The sequence below is a fragment of the Streptomyces sp. NPDC031274 genome (assembly GCF_055570235.1).
In genome coordinates this window covers 52627-70471 of record NZ_JBVIHP010000040.1, presented here as the reverse complement: position 1 = coordinate 70471, position 17845 = coordinate 52627, and the positions used below count along the sequence as shown (strand labels likewise).

Genomic DNA, 17845 nt, shown 5'->3' with positions numbered 1-17845 from the left:
GGCGGATCTTCCGTCACGCTCGCTGCAGCCCGAATCGAATGACGTCAATCACCAAGGCCATCCTCACGCTGGAGCGGCAACGCTGAAGAAGCTCAGTATTTGCCAACTTAATTGGCTGGCTGGGTAGTTGAGGCGGCGGGAGTGGCCGAACATACGGGAGCTCCTGGTAGACGGGTTCACGACCAAGATCGCCTGTCTGCCAGGAGCTTCCGCGTGCGTGTCTATCCGTCCGGCATCGATGTGCCCGCCTCGACCCCTCGCTTCCTGTCTGGGCGTCTGCGGGCGAGCCGCCGGGAACACGGCACCCGCTGGCGCCGGCTGAGCACTGGCCGCCAGGCCCTACTGGCTCTCGCCCACCTACGGCACGGGCACACCTACGCCCAGCTGGCTGCGGGCTTCGACGTCGGGACCAGCACCGCCTACCGCTATATCGCCGAGGCCGTTGAGGTCCTGGCCGCCTTCGCACCGACCCTCGCTGAAGCGGTGAAAGCCGCCTCCACCAAGGCATTCGTGATCCTGGACGGCACCCTGCTGCCGATCGACCGGATCGCCGCCGACCGGCCCTTCTACTCTGGGAAACACAAGAAGCACGGCATGAACGTGCAGGTCATCACCGATGCGGCAGGCGGGTGCTGTGGGCGTCGCCCGCGCTCCCGGGGGCAGTCCACGACATCAAGGCCGCGCACACCCACGGCGTCGTCGACGCCCTGGAAGAAGCCGGTATGCGGTGCTGGGCCGCCAAGGACTACCGGGGCGCCGGCGGCACCATCCGCGTCCCCTACTGGGGACGTTGGGAGACGCTATCCGCAGGTCAGGAGGTTGCCGATGCCGCGCTTGACCACCGATGGACTCCGGGGGCCGAAGCCTCTGATCTCCGATGTCCATCAAAGCGGACCCAGCCCAACAAAACCCCCGGAGCATCGGGCGGTTTCTGTGTGTGCGCTCAGGTCAGCGCAGGCCGTCTGTGTCGTAGTGCTCTTCGCCGACTGGGAGTGGCCGGCGGTCGTCCCCCCGGGTCCTCGCTGTAGATGACCTCGGATGATGCTTCTTGGAAGTTGAGCCTGAGCTGCTCTTCTGGCGGAGTATCAATCGGGTAGAAGGGCCGGGCGACCGGCCCTCCTACCCGATTGATACGTCGGTGTCTCGCCATGGACATCTTCGAGTTCCGGTGGTGTCCCTGAGGAGACGTTTTGCTGCCACCGGCCGGACGCGACAACGACGCTGATCGCCAAAGCCCCCAGCAAGACACCGATGAGACCCATCAATACACCAGCCGGGACACGCATCGGCCTCCACCAAGACCCTTGACGGCCTCACACGAGTCCGCCCCGTCCCCGACGCGGAACAGCAACGCGGGAGCGGTCAGCCGGTTCGGCACCACTACCTCGATCACCCGTGCGCAACGTCCGCCCGCGAATCCGGTGGCCGCAGCCCGTCGACGATCCCCGCTACGTCCAGCCGACGCAGAAACTCGGCCGCGACAGGCAGAGCGCCCAGGCGCTTGCTCACTACGGACTCCATCACGACCCCCACGCGAGGGCACTCCGTCCCTGGCCTTGGGGACCAGCAAGCCATCGACACACCCGGACCAGCGCGGCTACACCGGCAAGACCGTCGAACCATCTGATTCAGCGACCCGGGAAGTACGCACCCAGCGCCCCGTCATCCCAGCGTGCGCACAGGCGTTTCCACAGGTCAGCAGACATTTCCGCACCTAGGGCGAGGAATACCGCCACCTGCAATCTCAAAACGCTACGCAGCATCGGGATGACCCCTGCGGGTTTCACGGCTATAAGCAAGCGGTAGATTTCCACGGCCTCTGCTGCGACCGCATCCCGAATCAACTCGGCAGCTCTCGCGTCGGATGATGTGAAAGCTGGCGCATCATCAGTGGCTGATCCTGAACTGGCAGCCCATGACTCGGGAGCCATGCGCGCAGCGGGCAGCACATTCGGAGCGCCACCCTGGGTGGCCAGCGTTCCAAAGGGAAAACTGCGCAGTGCAGCGGACCGCTGAGCGATGATGTTGCCAGAGTGACGGAGTCGATCGGGGGGCCTGCCATGTATCTGAGCCGCGTCAAGGTGAGCGGTCTACGCGCGAGCGCAGAGAAGCCAATGAGCTGCGAACTTCCTGGCAGGTTCAGTGTGATGATCGGGCCCAACGGCGCGGGTAAGACCACACTCACCGACGCGATCTACCTCGCGCACCCAGGAAACCGGTTTCCAGTGCTCCCGAGGCCGACTTCAGCCACGCTGGCATCGCCTGATGCCGGCGTCGAGCGCAGCATTGACATCGCGTACGCCCTGGCCGACGACCTCCACGCCGAGGGGCGCCTCGGCCGCGAGCTTCACACCACAGGGCACCGACGGCTCGGCGGAGAAGCTGAATCCTGGAGTGTCTCCCTTCACCGACAACTGGGAACAGTCACCTCGCGCCTGACAAGCAGCCACGGCCTCGCCCGGAAGATCGACCAATTCAAGCTGATCTATCTTCCCGCCTGGCGTCATCCACTGGACGAACTGGCGCGCCGCGAGGTGCGCATCCTGGTGGAGCTGCTACGCGCACGGCAGCAGGAACTCCATGGCAGCCGCAACCTGGTAGCTCTACGCGCCCGCGCCTCACGGCTATTGGAGGATCTCGCCAAGGACAGCTTGATAGACGCCGTTGAGGCACGCATCGGCGAGCAGCTGGGCAGACTGTCCGCCGGCGTGAACCCACAATGGCCCTACGTGCGAGGCCAGGTCATCGACGACACCTATCTCGCCCGCGTCCTGGAGATCATGCTCGCCGTGATCGAAGGCCGCTCCGCAGCCCGTCCTCTGGAGGTCTCTGGCCTTGGGTACGTCAACCTGCTGCATATTGCCGTGACGTTGGCTGCGATACCTGATTCCACCGAGGTTCCCCTCGCCTCAACGAACCCACCGGAGAGCGGCGAGCACCAATCCCCATCCGAGGAGGAGCAGGCGCGGCAAGCGTTCGAGAACCTGGCGCAAGCACAAGCTGAGGCGGCCTCCGAGGAAGACTCTTTCTTCTCTACGGCCCCGTTTCACGCAACGGTCATCATCGAGGAGCCAGAAGCCCATCTCCACCCTCAGCTGCAGCACTCGTTGGTCCGCTACCTGCGCAGAACCGTCAAGGCGCGCCCCGAGCTACAGGTGATCCTCACCAGTCACGCGACTGACGTCATCACAGCCTGCGACCCCACCGAGCTCGTCGTCGTGCGTCGCACCGACCATGGAAGTGTGAGCCACTGCGTCAAGGACGTTGTCCCAGACCAGCATCGCGATGCCACGCTCCGCATGGCCAGATTGCACCTGGACGCGAGTCGGTCGTCGGCGCTCTTCGCCGAACGCCTACTCCTAGTCGAAGGCGTTACCGAGGGCGCCGTGGTGCGTGAGTTCGGTCGTGCCTGGGCAGGTGACGATGAAGCCAAGCAAGCCTTCATTGATGCCCTGAGCATCGTCCCGATGGGCACCAAAGTCGGCCAGTGGGCTGCCCATCTCCTGGCGACGCCGGGCAAGGAACTGTGCACGAAGCTGGCGATCCTCCGTGACAGCGACAGCCACCTTCCCTTCGACAGTACACGCGACATGCCCAGGTGGGCTGCAGAGCACGACACGTCCGTGGTCCGGGTCTTCATCAGTCATCCCACCCTTGAGCCGGCGATCACTCCGGGCAACGAGGACCTTGTCGCGGAAGCCCAACAGGCGGTCGACCCAAACCATCCATTGGCCGAAGTCACCGCCGACAACGTTCAGTCCTACTTCGCCAGCCGGAGGGCCGGAAAGGACGGCGAGGAAGCGGTCAAAGAAGGCCGGGGTGCGCGGCGTAAGGCCGAATTCGCCCTCGCTCTCGCCGCGGCGCTCCAGGAAGCCAACAGCGCCGATCGCGAGGCGGACGACGGCTTCTCCCTCGTATCCGTACCCGATCACCTTGAAAAGCTCTTCGACTTCCTCTATCCAGCCGCGCCAGACTCCCCCAGCGATCTGACGTCCGAAGACGCCGCCATGGAACCGCCCGAATGGCTTGCTCCCGACAACATCTGGGACCGGTTGCCTGACGTCATCGACTGGGATGACGACCTCGACGACCCGGCGTACTGGCCAGAGGACGAGCTTCCCGACGCAGAGCACGAGTTCGAGTTCGATGTCGCGGCAGGCGAGGTGGAGGAAACCCCTACCTGGGACAATCCTCTGCGCTCACATCCGATCCGGCAGAACCACACGGCAGGCCGCCAGCCAGGAGGCTGGCCCACGCAAGCGATACCCGGAGCCTGGCCGCAGGAACAGGACAATGCCTAGATCCAGCACGGGGCTTCATACACTGACACCCCAACAGCTCACGGCGAGTGGCAGCCCCCATGACCGCGTCTACATCGAAGCAGCGCCCGGCTCCGGAAAGACCACTGTGTCGGCCCTGCGCTTCGGCCTGCACCGCTTTGCCGCCCCCACCGACGCACGCGCTGTCGTAGCGCTCAGTTTCACCAGGTCAGCCACCGAGGAATTGCGTACGCGGGTCGCCTGGCAATGGGGTTCGGCCGCACTGCGCTGGCCGCATCGCGTCGTGACCCTGGACACTCTTCTGTGCGACCTGCTCTTCCACCTACTCAGTGGAGGCGTTCTGCACTGGCCAGGAGGACACACGGAACTTGACGTGTTGGACTCATGGCGGTCGACCCTCCCGACAAAACCCGGCCGCATAAGGCCCATTCTGCAGGTCGACTGCGGCCACGTCGTCATAAGAACCGCCAACGAGCCCCAGAACGCCAGCCACCCTTCAGCCCTGCACTTCAAGAGAGCCGTCTCGGCCGGCACGTGCACCCATGACAACGTACGTGAGGTTCTTCAGGGGGCTCTGACGGCTGATCCCGCGCGCCGAGCAATAATCTCGTACTTCGAGAACTCGGTGCGCTCGTTGACCGTAGATGAGGTGTTCGACGCCAACGATCTGGACCGGGAGATCTTCTCACTCGCTGCCTCAGCGTCCAGTTCTCTCACCTTGGTCGGAGATCCATGGCAGGCCCTCTACCAGTTCAGAGGTGCTCGTCCCGATGCCATGGCGGCGTACATAAGCGAGAACGGCTTCTTCACACACTACTTGGACGACTCCTTTCGGTGGGGAACCGACAGGCAGGCATGGCTTACACAGCGCCTACGACGACGCCTGCCCGTCACGCTGCAGGCCGGTTCTGCCCGCGATGCCGATATGGTCCTCGCCCTCAAGTGGAAGGCACTATGGGAGTGCGATCCCCACGTTCTGCCCCTCGCTATCAAGCCAGGTGTCGGTCAGGTTCAAGAGTCGATCTGCACCCTGCTCCTCAATGAGATCGCACAGAATGCGCTGGGCATGCAGGCAGTCTTTCTACACGACGCTCTGGTCACACTCGGGCTGGAAAGGGAAGTGTTAGCGACAACGCTCCGCCCCTTCCTGCAGTCCGCGATATCTGACCTCAAGTACGGCGACCAACCGGCCGTGGTGTGGCAGAGACTGACACGCAGTCTCGCTGTGCACATTCCGGCAATCGCTACAACCCAGCTCACACGCACGCCACTTCGCGCCCTGAATCGTCTACAACTCCGGCTCGCAAACGACCGGGTGATACCTGGCCTTACTGCCCACCAGTCCAAGGGACGCGAGTGGAACACGGTAGCCGTCAGGTTGAGCCCGGCAGACGCTGCGGCCCTGGCGCACGGCCTCGACCCTGCACGGTCAGACCATCGTGCCCTGTACGTGGCACTCACGCGCGCCCGCCACAACACCATTGCCCTAACTTGAAAGTGGCACGCCCCATACATCCCAAGCCGAATGTCGTGGACGTCCCCACGGGAAGCAGGAGTTTACTCCTCGACAACCAGGTGGCTGCGAAGGTTTGCCGGGGCGCCCCGGCCTTGTGTAGTTCGACCGGATCGCCGCGGACCGGCCATACTCCGGCAAGAAGCGGCACGAAGACATGAACGTTCAGGTGCTGGCCGGTCCATTCGGGAGATTGCTGTGGGCCTCGCCCGCGCTGCCCGTTGCGACGGCACGACTTGGAGGTGGCGGCCCGCGAGCACGGCATCATCGGACGCCCTCGGCGAGGCCAACCCACGGCGCCTATTAGGCATACCAAGGCGCGCCCGAACATCCGAGTTCCCGTCAAGGGGCGCCCCCCTAAGCGGTGGCAATGACGTCACAACACCACCAACGCCAAGATCCGCTGCGTTGGCGAGCAGGCCATGGCTACGTTTAAGGGCTGGCGCCTCCTGAGCAAGCTGTGCTGCAGTACCAACCGCATCACCGCGATCCTCTAGGCCGTTCTCGCCCTTCACCTCGCTGCCGCGTCAGGATGAAGAGCCTCAGTGGTCAGACCGCAGCACACTATGCCTCCGGCCGGCCAACCGCCGTACGGTCTCAGGCGACCGATGTCCGAGGTGCCCGATAGGTTGGTTACCTTCATACGGAGGGGCACCGGGTGGCGGAGCGCGGGGGGGGGCAGGCGGCGGCAGATGGATTCCAATACCAGTACCTCGTGACACTGGAAGCGCTTCTCGATGCCGCAGAAGACCGCTACCCCGGAGTCGCTGCAGCGCTGATCGAACCTGCAACCACCCCGCTCGCGGACGTATTGAGAAACACCGGTGAAGCGCCGGCTATATGGCTGCACCATCTACAGCGCGCCCGAGACCTCGCCTTCCAACTGGCCGACTCCCGGCCCTAGGACGCGTCCTTGGCCGTCACCAACTACCTGACAGTACTCCGCAGTCACACCGGCCATGGCACCCCGGAGCCAGAGGTGCAAGCCCTCGCCGCCGATTTCGACTCGCTGAGCCAACGGATGCCGACCACTCCGTCCGCGCGTATTCAGCGCGAGATTGACCGGATCGATGATGCCCTGGCTGCCGAACTCATGACCGACGAGGAAGTCGAGCAATGCTGCCGAACGCTGCTTGAGGACGACGGTCTGCGCGGCCCGCAGCGCCTTCAGCTGAGAGGGTTCCTCACCGAGGCCCTGGTGTATCAGAAGCGATGGAACGATGCCCTGGAACCTCTTCAATCCATCCACGCGTATTCGGTCGAGCGGCCCCTGCACCCGCAGGTGATCGCCAAAACCTTGCACGATGTGGGGCTGCGTGTTGGGCTGTCCGTCGCCTCTGGCGTGCCTGAGTGCCGCGCCGCACTTATGGTCCTGTTCGGCGAAGCCGACGCACCACCTGCCCCTGAGTGCCATCAAGTGCCATCCATTCCCGTCAGCATCACGTCACGCATGACGGTCGAGCAGCTCAGTCTCCAGGCGAAGGGGACGTGCATGCCCTTCAAGATGCAGACGTTGCGCCTCCTGGAAGCGGTGTGCGCCGGGGAGCACGCCGCGATTCGCGAAATCTACGATGGCCTCGGCGGTCTCGACATGGCGACACTCGACCGGGATAACGAAATCGGATGGAAACGACTTTCCCAAGCCGTTATCGCCTCTGCGGTCAGCATGACGCTCCGCGGCGTTTGAACTTCTCACGCTCTCCCGGCTCAGGGCGGCGCCGACCTGGAAGACCTACAGCGACCTCCGGGCTTATTGCCCCTCAGGAGCGGACAGGTCGCTCTCAGACCTCCCCGGGATCTTGCTGGTCGAGTGCAGCCAGCACACGAGTCGGATCGTCGATCAGATCGAACAGGCCGCTGGTCCGCCGCGCCCACTGCTCTGGATCCTCTCCCTCCGCGAACACCGCGGCCGACGCGAACTGGTCCTGGAGGTTGACCGGCAGTCTGCCAGCCAGGAACGCACGGAGCTCTCGGCCCAGGATGGCTCGCGACGAAGACGGCCGCATGGCGCGGGCCGGCTTGCCGGTCGCGGGGACGACCGCGGTGCCGCTCACGCCCTCGAGAGCCGCAACGGCATCGCGCACCCAGCCGCCATTCCAGGTGTCGGGGAGCGGAACCGCGATCCGCTGAACACTGGCGATCGCGTCCCTCCCCAGCGCGAGCGAGAGCCCTCCCGGATCCTCGTGGTAGTTCAGGTAGCGGGCGACGTCGACGCCTGGCGGGCAGACCTCGTCGAGCACGACGTCGCCGACGAAGTTACTGGGGTCGACGAGCCACCCCTCCCGCACCACGGCGGATGGCTTCAGACGGACCCGATACAGAGAGAACTGGCTGCGCTGGTCGGCCTGGTCGCGGATCCGACGCAGCATGTTGTGGACAGCGGCCTCGTACGTGCCGACGTGGAGGGCCTTCGCCCGCTGCCGCGCGGCCCACTCGGCGACCCGCTCATCTCCGCCCATCATTATGCGGGTCTCGGACGTCAGGACGGCTGCCAGGTCGAAGTTACGCATCGGCCAGTCCGGCTCCGTGCTCGTGTGGTACCAGAAGAACCGCGCTACCCGGTCGTCGTCGAGCGCCGGGTCCTCGGGGTCGACCGTCACCCGGGGCGAGTCCTCGTGCTCGCAGGTCATGCCGCAGCCGGGGCAGGTCTCCTTCGCCTGCTCCCACCGGTCGATCCAGTGTAGATCGACGCGCCACCGATGATCGCAGCACCCACAGAGCATCTGCCGCTCGCGCCAGAAGTCAATCCGCCGTTCCACGGCACCATTCTCCGGAAGCGTTTGACGAAGAACCAAGAGCAGCTGAGGTCTCGAACCCGCCGAGCTTTGCTTCCGCGGCGTCTGCTTCGTCGCGGAGCAGGTCGACGATCTACTCCGCGGACCTGCTGGGATCCTCGGAACGCAGCTCGGCCGCGCGGCGGGCCGCGTACCGCTTGCCCGCGAAGGCCATCTCCGCGTTGAGCAGGGGCTCGGACATGGCAGCGAGAACTGCTCATGCTTCACCCCTTCGGGCGATGCGTCTGATGCGACGAGACCCTGGCAGAGTTGTCGGGGCCTTGTTGCGCTCCGAGGATCGGCTCCCTACAAGACGTTCGCCGTCTTGACGCTCGTGTTGCTGACCGGAACGTCGATCTGGTCCCGAGCGACAACGACCCCGTCTTTGACGACGTAGCACTCGACGACGTGCTCGCCCTTGAAGTCCGAGTGCTCGATGCGGACTCCCCGCTTGCTCGAGTCGACGATCTGGCCGCGGATCGCGTCCCGCCGCTCGGCTTCCGACCCACAATTGAGCACCTTCCACTTCAGCGTGTAAGGCTCCCCGACCGAGCAACTGGTGACCACGAACCTCAAGCCCTTGTCGGCCTTGAGCAGGATCCCGCCGCGACGCATCGCGCGGAGCCAGGTCGGACGCCACCCGGCCTGCGTGACCTCGCAGTCGATGGACACAGTCTCGGACACGTCGACCGGGAACGCGTCCTCGATGAACTCCTCGGTGTCCCTGAACAACCGGGACGACTCACTGGTGCTCTTCGCCAGCGGCACCGACGTGCCGAAGACCTCGCGCCACTTCTTGTTGGCGGACGTCTTGCCTTCGTCCGCGATCGCCTCGAGGCATCGGTTGTACGCCTTCTTCGCCTTCGGCTGGAACTTCGCCTTTACGTAGACCCGCTGCCGGCTGCCCAGCGCCAGGTAGTACTCCTGCTCTAGCTGATCTTTGAGGAATTCGAAGAAGTCGCGGGCCATGAGGTCGAACGAGCCTGTGCCCGCTGTGTCGTAGTCGTCGGTCAGGTCGAAGAAGTTGCAGACGAGGGTGTCGATGAGCAGGCCGCCCATGTTTGCGCCGTTCGCGTTCTTCCAGGCCCGTGCCATCCGGGCAAGGTGGCGCATGTTCGTCGAGGTGCGGTCGTTGCACTCCTTGGTCGCGGCGATCTCCTCACGCGGCTTGGTGACCTTCCAGCCCTCAGCCTTCGTGTCGGGGTAGGCGAAGCTGCCGTCAGCGTTGTCGAATGCCGGCTGGACCTCGAACTTGAAGGCGTTGGACGTGAACCGAACTCGGACGACGCACTGGTCGACGCAGATCTCCGTGTTCTTGTACCGCGCCTTGAGGTCGTCGCGGACCCTCTCGAGAATCCTCCGCGGGCCAGTGTCCCCGTTGTAGCTCGACCGAATCCCGGGCGGGAGGATGAAGATCATGTCCAGGTCGGACACGCCCTTGATCGCGGTGTGCCGACCGAACGATCCGACCATCAGCTTGTAGTCGGAGCAGCCGTCCTTGTCGCGGAAGTCCTTGTTGAGCGCCTTCGTGATCTCGTCCCGCCGTGAGGCGACCGTCGTGGCCGTCTCCCCGACCTTCAGGCTCTTGAGCAGTGTTTCGAAGATCTCTGAGGTCTTCATCGTCATCCCTCGCCTTCGCCGAGCCGGAGCGCCTCCGGGAGAAAGAGGTCGATCTCGCGCGAGGTGAACGTCATCTCCTCGTTGTTCTGCAGCCCGCCCTGGGCGCGCGCGAACGCCCTGCTGCTCGTCCTGGGCGCGTCGGCGTACGCATCGCGCGCGGCCTGCTGCAGATCGTCCCGCCGCTCCCGGCCCTCCGCGTTGGAGACGGTGCCGGACATCAAGTCGGCGATGAGGGAGATGTAGGACTCCCGGACGTCCCACAGCAGAGAGGCGATGCCACGGTGGGTCTCGGACTCCTCCTCGAACTTGAAGGTCTTCGTCCCTAGGCTCATCCAGCTGACCAGGAGTGCGATAGAAGAGGTCGCGAGGCTCGTCAACACTGCGTTGCCGAGCAAGCCGACCACCGCGGCAAGGAAGGTGCCCGAGCTGATCGCGGTGAGAGCAATGAGGACGCCCTGCTGCCACCGGTGCTTGGTGAAGCAGATGTCCGCCTGCTTCTCATGGGTCTTGTGGCTGTAGACCACGCGCCCGAAGGCCTCTCGCATCTGCGCCAGAAGGTACGGGTCGCGGTCAGGCACCGCGTCGCTCTCGGGTGTCAATTCGTTCCTACTCGGTCGAGGACCCCTGGACATGCGCCTGAAAGTCAGGTGCACGTCTTCTGAGTATGGCGGCGACTACTGACACTCAGACCGACTCGAGCTACCTCCCCTTCAGCCCGCGCTCGATCTGGGCCGCCCTGCGGCCCTCTCCGCAGGTAGCGGAGAGCGGTGGACACGATGGCCGCGGAGCCGCGCGCCCTCCTTCTCCGCGGCGGCCCCGCGAAGCTCCTGACTCCAGGCCCGAGCGAGAGCAAGGCTCAGAGCAACTGGTGCTGATCCGGGCGGACCGGGGCCGGACCTGACACCTCGCCAACGTTTGTGCCGCGTGCGCGGTCGCGATCCACAGGCGGCGACCATCCCAGACGCCGGCCCGCAGAAGGCCGGGATTGTGCATCCCGAACGCCATCAGGGTCGGAACGGGCGGGACGGGGATGGGCACCAGGTGCTCGTTCACCTCGACCAGGGCGCGGACCGCCTTCGGACCGAGCCACGGAACGGGTTCCGGCGTCAGCAGTTCCCCGCATCGGTCCTGGAGTGGTGGGCGATGACCTCGTACCCTCCACTGCCCGTGAACATGACCTCGCACCGCCGAGCGGCTGCCTGGGCTCGTACGACGTCGAAGGCTTCTTGGCAGAACGCCCCTGCCGGACCATGCGGCCGGGGCCGACCGTATCGCCGTCGACCGACCGTTCCCCTCGGGCAAACACAAGCTCGCGGGCCCGCACGGACGTCAAGGAGCCCGGGGCACGGTCCGTGTTCCCTACCGCGGCCGGTGGGAGACGCTCTCCACAGGCCAGCAGGCCGTCAACCGGTCCCACGCGAAGATCCGGGCCCTGGTCGAGCAGGCCGTCGCCACCCTCAAGTCCTGGCAGCTTCTCCGCAAGCTCCGCTGCTCGACCACCCGCATCACGAGCCTCGTTCAGGCTGTCCTTTCCTCACCCTGCATCTCGCCAGCTCAGGCCGAAGATGGACAAGGCTCACGGCGCTCTTCGCCACCCATGACCACGAGTACCTGTTCCCGGCCATCGGCGGCGGGCTGCTGGCCAATGTGAACAGGACTCTTAGTTGGCACTAGTCCACGTTCCTGACCTGCGCTGATGCCAAGTAGCTTCAGCCCTCCAGGAGGAGGAATCAGAGAAATACTTGGCACATACGTACACCGCAGGTCACAAGGGGTGCCAGGCACCTCTGCCTCCTACGAAGTGATCCCGAAGCGGGCGCCATCCGCACCCCAGCCGCCCGGTGCCACACGTCAGCGTCGTCCGGCGCTTGGCAGCGCTCCAGTCAACACGTGGCCGAGCCTGGAGAACTCCGGAGGGGTCGCCGCCATGCCGGACGACCGCCTAGTCGGTGTCGGTGTCGGTGTCGTAGAGCTTCCAGGCGGGGTAGCGCTCGACGTTGCGCTCATCCTCGGTGCTGCTCACCAGCATCGTGCGGCGCAGCATCAGCCGAAGGTGGCGGGCCGCGTCGCCGTCCTCGGGTCCGGTGTCGAGAAGGATCGCGGACGGGGTGATGTCGGGCTTGTGGAGGATCGCGTCTACGGGGTGCCCGTTGACGTGTTGCCCGAGGGTGACTGTGCTGCCTGTCTGCTCGGACAGCTTCTGGTACAGGCGTTTGAGTAGTTCGGTGGTGGGGGTTGCGCTGAGGTCCTGGGTGCTTTCGTCGGCCGCTGCCAGCAGGTCGGCGGCGACGCTCTGCCTGCCCCGCCAGTAGGTCGCGTCGCCCACGACGATGAGGTGGCAGCGGGCTCGGGTGATGGCCACGTTCCAGAGGTTGAGCTGGCGGTCGATCCAGTTGACCGCGCCTGTGGTGATGCCTTCCGCCGCGACGAGGGAGAACACCATGGCGTCGCGCTCGCCGCCCTGGAAGGTGTGCACGGTGCCGACGCGCAGCCGGTCGGAATCGAAGTCGCTGAGGCGGCGGCGTAGTTCGTCGGCCTGTCCCTTGAAGGGGGTGACGACCCCGATCGTCGCCTCGGGCGGCAGGTGATCCGTCAAATACTGCACACAGCGCCTGACCCGCTCGATCTCCTTGCCGTTGACCCACGAGGAACCGCTCGGTGGGCGAGAGGCCTGCCCGGGAACGTCGGACCAGGTGATGGGTGGTCGCGGCACGGTCGGGCGACCGCGGATATCTGTGAGCACGGTCAGCTCGCCGTCGTAGAACTGGTCGTTGGACAGGGCCGCGATGTACGGGTGACAACGGAAGTGCTCGTCCAGCAGCAGGGTGCCTCCGGCGGCGTGCGCGGCCGCGTGGAATGCGGAGTGGCGCCGATAGGCAAGCCGGTACTTCTCCAGCCAGTCGGCCCGCAGGCCCGCATCGCGCCTGATGAGGGCCTCGCGTTCGGGGCCGACCTCGGCGATGTGGGTGAGCTGTCGGGCGTCGCCGATGACCAGGGCGCGTCGGGCACGGAAGAGCAAGGGCAGGACGTGGGGGATGGCGCACTGGCTGGCCTCGTCGACGACGACCAGGTCGAAGAGCGTGGCTTCAAGGGGGAAGCGACGTGCCGACAAGCTGGTGACCGCCCATGCGGGCACCGCCGCTTGCTCGTCGCCGCCGTAGCCGCGGCCGAGTACCTCCTTCATCGCGGGCCAGTCACTGCGGTCGCTGTCGCGGGCAGTGAGCAGGGCCATAATGCGCTGGCGCCCTCGGTGGGCAGCCGTCTTGATGGTGGCGTCGAAGTAGGTGAGGGAGGCGCTATGGACGGATTGCTCGACGGTGCCGAGTCGGGCGGAGAGCGCGTCGTCGTGGGTGCTCGCCGCGTGGTCACGGTGTCGGCGCCAGACTGTCTCGGCAGCGGCGAAGTCGGCGAGTGCGAGGCAGCTTTCCACGGTGTCACGGTCGTGTGGCTGGAGTCCGTACCTTTTCAGCAGCTTCCGGCGTCGCCACGTTCCGAACAGGCGGGCCCGTGCGAGACGGCGGGCCGTGCCCGTCACCTGCTCCAGATCTGGCGTGCCGACGAGGCCGCGGATGACGTCTTCGACGGGCCGCGCGAGCCGGTTGGCGTGTTGCTCGCGGGCGTGGCCCGCCTGGAACAGTGCCTTCTCGGTCGTCGCTGCAAGCGCTAGTTCCTTGCGCACCTGTGCGCGACCGTCGCCTGCGATCTCGGTGTCCATGGCCGCCGTGGTCAGGGTGTGCGCGGGAGGCGTCAGGATGCGCAGCGCCTGTAGCGCGGTGGCTTCGGTCTGTGTGTAGTCCCTCGTCCTGCTCTTGGAGCCGGTGCGGACGACGCTGCCGGGAACGAGTTTCTCGCAGCGCTGCCAGACCTCGTCGACGGCTTCGTTGTTGGTGGACGCGACAAGGACGGACTGGCCTGCCGCCACCGCGGTGGCCACGAGGTTGGCCACGAGCTGGCTCTTGCCGGTACCGGGCGGGCCGGTGGCTACGGTGAGGCGGCGCGTCATGGCCGAGTTGATGACCGCTTCCTGTGCCTCGTTGCAGGGCAGGGGTGACACGAGTTGCGGCGGGGAGGGCTCTGCATCCGCGAGGGTCTGCTCGCGGACGACCGGTGAGGGAGAGAGGGCGGCGAGGGCGGTCGAGCGGATCGCGTCCTGCCGCTCAGCGATGCCGTCGAAGTCCTTGAGCAGCTTGCGCGTGAAGTTGGTCTCGGGCAGTGCAGAGAACAGGACGGCCACGTTGCGCGCGCCGTGGCCCGGGGTGCGGATGTCGATGTGATCGTCGAGGTCGTCGGGGCGCGGCTCTTGCACGCAGGGCAGTTCGAATTCCTCGGCAAGGAGCGTACGTACATCGACGGCCATGCGGTCGTGCTGTCCACGGTGCCAGGTGGGCTGGTAGGTGTCGGCGAGGTCCGCGGCCTCTTCTTCACCAAGCCATTCCTTGGCCAGTTGAGGGTGCGGCTGCACGGGGCCGTAGGGCTTCAGGCGTACGGCCCCGTCCTGCTGGACGATCTCGACGCGGCGCATCAGGACGGGGGCGAACTTCGGGTGGCGCCAAGGGCGGCCGGTGCGGGGACCGTTGAGGACCACGGCGGGATAGCCGGCCCAGAGTTCGGCTTCCTGTTCCATGGCGGACTCGATCAGGTCGGCGGCCTCCGCAGGCAGCGGGACGCATCCGTCGTCCTCGACGTCGCCGGACAGGAAGCGCTCCGTCCCCGACAGGCAGACGTACGGTGCGTCGCTGCCGCCCACCGGCATCAGCGGTGTCTTGGTGTCCTCGGACAAGACGCACTGCCGGTAGTAGTCGAGGAGCGCCGTCCACGTCGGCAGCTTGAGAGCGGACTTGGGCGCCGCCTGCTGAACTGTTCCGCCCGTCGTCACGTCGGTCGTGGCCTTGGGCTGCAGGGGTACGAGCGTCGGCGGACGCCCCAGTGGGCAACTGGCCAGCACCGTGCGGCCGTCGACACCGTAGGCTGAGTGCACCGGGACCTGGCGCCCGCCCTGGGCTCGCATGCGCCGGTTGACGTAGTCGAAGAGGTCCCCGACGGTGACCTCGCCCGTACCGTTCTTGCCCACCTTGCCGGTACGCAGGGCCTCGATCACTTCGCCGGTGAAGGCGGACGGCTTGATCTCATCGGGGTCGGCGTAGGAGTCCTCGCCTGCCCGTGAGGAGGACAAGACGTAGACGCCTCGGCTGGTCAGCAAGGCCTTTTCGCCGGATTTCGCCACGGGCTCGGGGCCCGGCCGGTCCGAGGTGCGCAGACCGACCGCGAAGCCGCCACTGCGGCAGCAGTCGATCATCACCACTTTCTGCTGGGCACAGCACTGTTCGAGCTGCTCGTTGACGAACCCGGCGCTCACACCGGTCTCCGCGACGCGGTCGAAGTCCGTGTCGGTGGCCACGAAGTGGAACTCACCGCCCGAGCGCACCAGCCGTGTGCCGTGCCCGGACACGTAGACCAGCGCCAGCTCCTCGGGGCCGCACTCAGCGAGGAATTCGGTGATGGCCAACCGCGTGTCGTCGGCGCTGAGGTCGGTGCGCCGGTTGATCGACGTGAAGCCACCGATGTTGCGGTTGCGCAGGACCTGCTCGAGCCCCCACACATCCGCCTGGGTGGACGGCAGCGGTCCGTAGCGGTCGTCGTCGTAGTGCTCGTTGCCGATCAACAGGGCTCTGCGATGGGTCAGCCGGGTCACGACGCGTCACCGTCCGTGGAGCTGCCCTCGTCGCGGGACCCTTCGGTGTCGCTGGTCGCCCGGTCGAGGAAGTCGCGGACGAGACGCTCCTGATCGGCGTCCGGGCGGCCCGTGAGGGTGACCGAGTGCCCGTCGTAGGTGACTTCGACCTTGCGGTGCCGTTCCTTGGCACACCACTCCTTGATCAGCGTGATGAGGACGTGCGACGCCGGACGGGAGGCCGCGGCCACGGCCGCCCACAGCGCCACGTCCCCGGCCCCGGCACCCTTGCGCCCGTCCACGACAGGCGGCCCGTCGCTGTCGTCGGCATGTCCGATGACGAGCCCCTCGGTGCCGCTCAACGTGGCGTACAGTTCACGCGTCAGCCGCTCCTGACGCAGGACGTCCCCTCCCGTGGGTACGGCCAACTGCCACCGCTGACCCCCGTGCTGCATCTGTTGCTCCTTGCCTTGTGCTCTTAACGTTCGGTGCGCCACCAGAACTTGGCTCAGTCGTCCTCGGCGGCTTCTTTCAGGAGCCGCATCGCGATGACGGAGCCGTCCTCGTGCAGGGAGACCGGGCCGTCCCAGTCCCGGGCGCCGCGGCCTGAATGCCACTTCGACCGTTGGGCGTGCGCCTTGCGCCGGTACTGTTCGACCTTGCCCTCGGCCAGCAGTTCAAAGAGGTCTTCAGCAACACCGGAGAAGGCCTCGACGCGAGTCCCGTTCAACCGGAACACGTGGTCCGTCCCCAGGAAGCGGGTGCCGCGTATGACCTGCTCGGCGTCCTGGACTATCCCCGTGCCCTCGTGGACGAACCCCTCGAAGTACTGGCGCCCCTGCCGTTTCGTCAGGTACTGGGCAGTGGGATTCCCGCCGCCGGTGAAGGCCATCAGCCCGGCCGCCCCGGCCCGCGCCGTGGCCCGTTTGAACCAGGCGTAGTGCTCGGCCAGAACCTGGAAACCGCCACCCCGCTTGGGCTTGTCCTCGCCGTCGTCCGGCGGAAGTTGCACCTCCGGGTAGATGTTCTCGTCGCGGAGGTCCTGGTTCGCGTCGGCGGCCGGATCACCCGGCTCGACGTGCAGGGCGGCTCCGCCCGGGGTGTGCAGGGCATGAACGGTTACGCCGCCCTGACCGAGCAGCTCGGAGGAGATCACCAGGCTCGGCGTGTGGTCCCAGGGGCCCACGTGAAATGCCTCCACCTGAGCCGCTGCGCTCGCCAACTGCGTATGGACGTAGGGCGTCTTGGCGTGCGTGCCGCGACAGGCCAGCGGGATGATTTTCGATGGCTCACCGGGCTTCCACGCCTCCAGGAGGAAGTCGGGGCGCTGGCGTACCCAGTCACGCCGCTGTACGTCCTTGCCGACCAGCGCCCAACCCGCCTGCAGCGCGATGTCGGCGTCGATCACGGCGACGGCGTGACCCGGATACTGCTTGCGGATGATGCGCTCGGCGAGAACGAGTGCAAACCCCTTGCCCAACTCGCTGGACTGCACCGTCTTGTAATGCCGCCGGGGATTGAGGCCCTCCTCCGACAGGGCCATGTACTGCCCCGATGTGCCTTCCAACGCCTGGCAGTACTTCAGGCTGCCCCAGTGCTCGGCCAGACCCCGGCCGGCGCCCTGCCGACCCAGCACGAGCGCGCGCCCCAGGGCGTGCAGCACCTCCCAGGGAGTCACGCTGAACGACAGTCCCGTATGGACGGAGGGAATCGCCCTCAGCCCTTCCTTGCGGCGCAGCAGCTCGCGGTCGTCGAGGCGACGCTGTGCGTCGTCCTTGGCGATGGCCTCCTCAACGGCCCCCGCCAGTGCCTGAGTCGAGTGCACCTGTACATGCCAGAGTTTGGCCAGGTCCGTCAATACTTCCTCAGCGCGCCTCGGCATTCCGCCCCCGTTTCGCGATCACGCGGCATGACGGGGGCGGACATTAGCGCTAGGCGGCGGGGCGCGTACAAGTGCGCACTGCCCGCGCCCGGCCGAAATCGATGC

Annotated in this window: 9 protein-coding genes and 3 pseudogenes; 6 read left to right on the top strand and 6 right to left on the bottom strand. The window is 66.2% G+C overall.

Translation table 11 applies throughout. The annotated features are described in order from the left end of the window. From ACZ5CR_RS40910 to ACZ5CR_RS40890, 5 genes and pseudogenes are all read left to right on the top strand, one after another. Positions 1–86: pseudogene (locus ACZ5CR_RS40910) on the top strand (IS5/IS1182 family transposase); the annotation flags it as partial. Between the two features lie 127 nt (positions 87–213). Next, positions 214–827: pseudogene (locus ACZ5CR_RS40905) on the top strand (transposase family protein); the annotation flags it as partial. Positions 828–2033: 1206 nt separating this feature from the next. After that, entirely contained in the window at positions 2034–4301 is a 2268-nt protein-coding gene (locus ACZ5CR_RS40900; RefSeq protein ID WP_468867503.1) for an ATP-dependent nuclease, read from the top strand. Continuing rightward, positions 4294–5775, top strand: a complete 1482-nt coding sequence (locus ACZ5CR_RS40895; protein ID WP_468867501.1) for a UvrD-helicase domain-containing protein — start codon at positions 4294–4296, stop codon at positions 5773–5775. The genes ACZ5CR_RS40900 and ACZ5CR_RS40895 overlap by 8 nt, the downstream gene beginning before the upstream one ends. A 931-nt stretch (positions 5776–6706) precedes the next feature. Further along, positions 6707–7480 carry a hypothetical protein gene (locus ACZ5CR_RS40890; RefSeq protein ID WP_468867500.1) on the top strand — a complete coding sequence of 258 codons (774 nt, stop codon included), beginning with the start codon at positions 6707–6709 and terminating at the stop codon, positions 7478–7480. 94 nt (positions 7481–7574) lie between these two features. Here ACZ5CR_RS40890 and ACZ5CR_RS40885 read toward each other — a convergent pair whose 3' ends face one another. The 3 genes from ACZ5CR_RS40885 to ACZ5CR_RS40875 all read right to left on the bottom strand — a co-directional run bounded on the left by ACZ5CR_RS40885 (position 7575) and on the right by ACZ5CR_RS40875 (position 10786). Beyond that, positions 7575–8552, bottom strand: coding sequence for a hypothetical protein (locus ACZ5CR_RS40885; protein ID WP_468867498.1), 978 nt, complete (start codon positions 8550–8552; stop codon positions 7575–7577). A 321-nt stretch (positions 8553–8873) separates the two neighbouring features. Further along, positions 8874–10187: a nucleotide-binding domain-containing protein gene (locus ACZ5CR_RS40880; protein WP_468867496.1), complete on the bottom strand. Its 1314-nt coding sequence runs from the start codon at positions 10185–10187 to the stop codon at positions 8874–8876. Between the two features lie 2 nt (positions 10188–10189). Further along, the gene (locus ACZ5CR_RS40875) at positions 10190–10786 is read right to left on the bottom strand and encodes an SLATT domain-containing protein (protein ID WP_468867494.1); all 597 of its coding nucleotides are present in this window, start codon (positions 10784–10786) and stop codon (positions 10190–10192) included. A 665-nt stretch (positions 10787–11451) separates the two neighbouring features. On the opposite strand from ACZ5CR_RS40875, the pseudogene ACZ5CR_RS40870 reads away from it, so the two are divergent. Beyond that, positions 11452–11721: pseudogene (locus tag ACZ5CR_RS40870) on the top strand (transposase family protein); the annotation flags it as partial. Between the two features lie 408 nt (positions 11722–12129). Here ACZ5CR_RS40870 and ACZ5CR_RS40865 read toward each other — a convergent pair. Genes ACZ5CR_RS40865 through ACZ5CR_RS40855 form a run of 3 tightly spaced genes read right to left on the bottom strand, consistent with a single transcriptional unit; the run spans position 12130 to position 17683 of the window. Beyond that, on the bottom strand, positions 12130–15879 hold the full coding sequence (locus ACZ5CR_RS40865; RefSeq protein WP_468867492.1) for a caspase, EACC1-associated type: 3750 nt from the start codon (positions 15877–15879) through the stop codon (positions 12130–12132). Further along, positions 15876–16313: an effector-associated constant component EACC1 gene (locus tag ACZ5CR_RS40860; protein ID WP_468867490.1), complete on the bottom strand. Its 438-nt coding sequence runs from the start codon at positions 16311–16313 to the stop codon at positions 15876–15878. Before ACZ5CR_RS40860 ends, ACZ5CR_RS40865 begins: the two co-directional genes overlap by 4 nt. Before the next feature lie 53 nt (positions 16314–16366). Next, entirely contained in the window at positions 16367–17683 is a 1317-nt protein-coding gene (locus ACZ5CR_RS40855; RefSeq protein ID WP_468867488.1) for a hypothetical protein, read from the bottom strand. Positions 17684–17845: the final 162 nt, after the last annotated feature.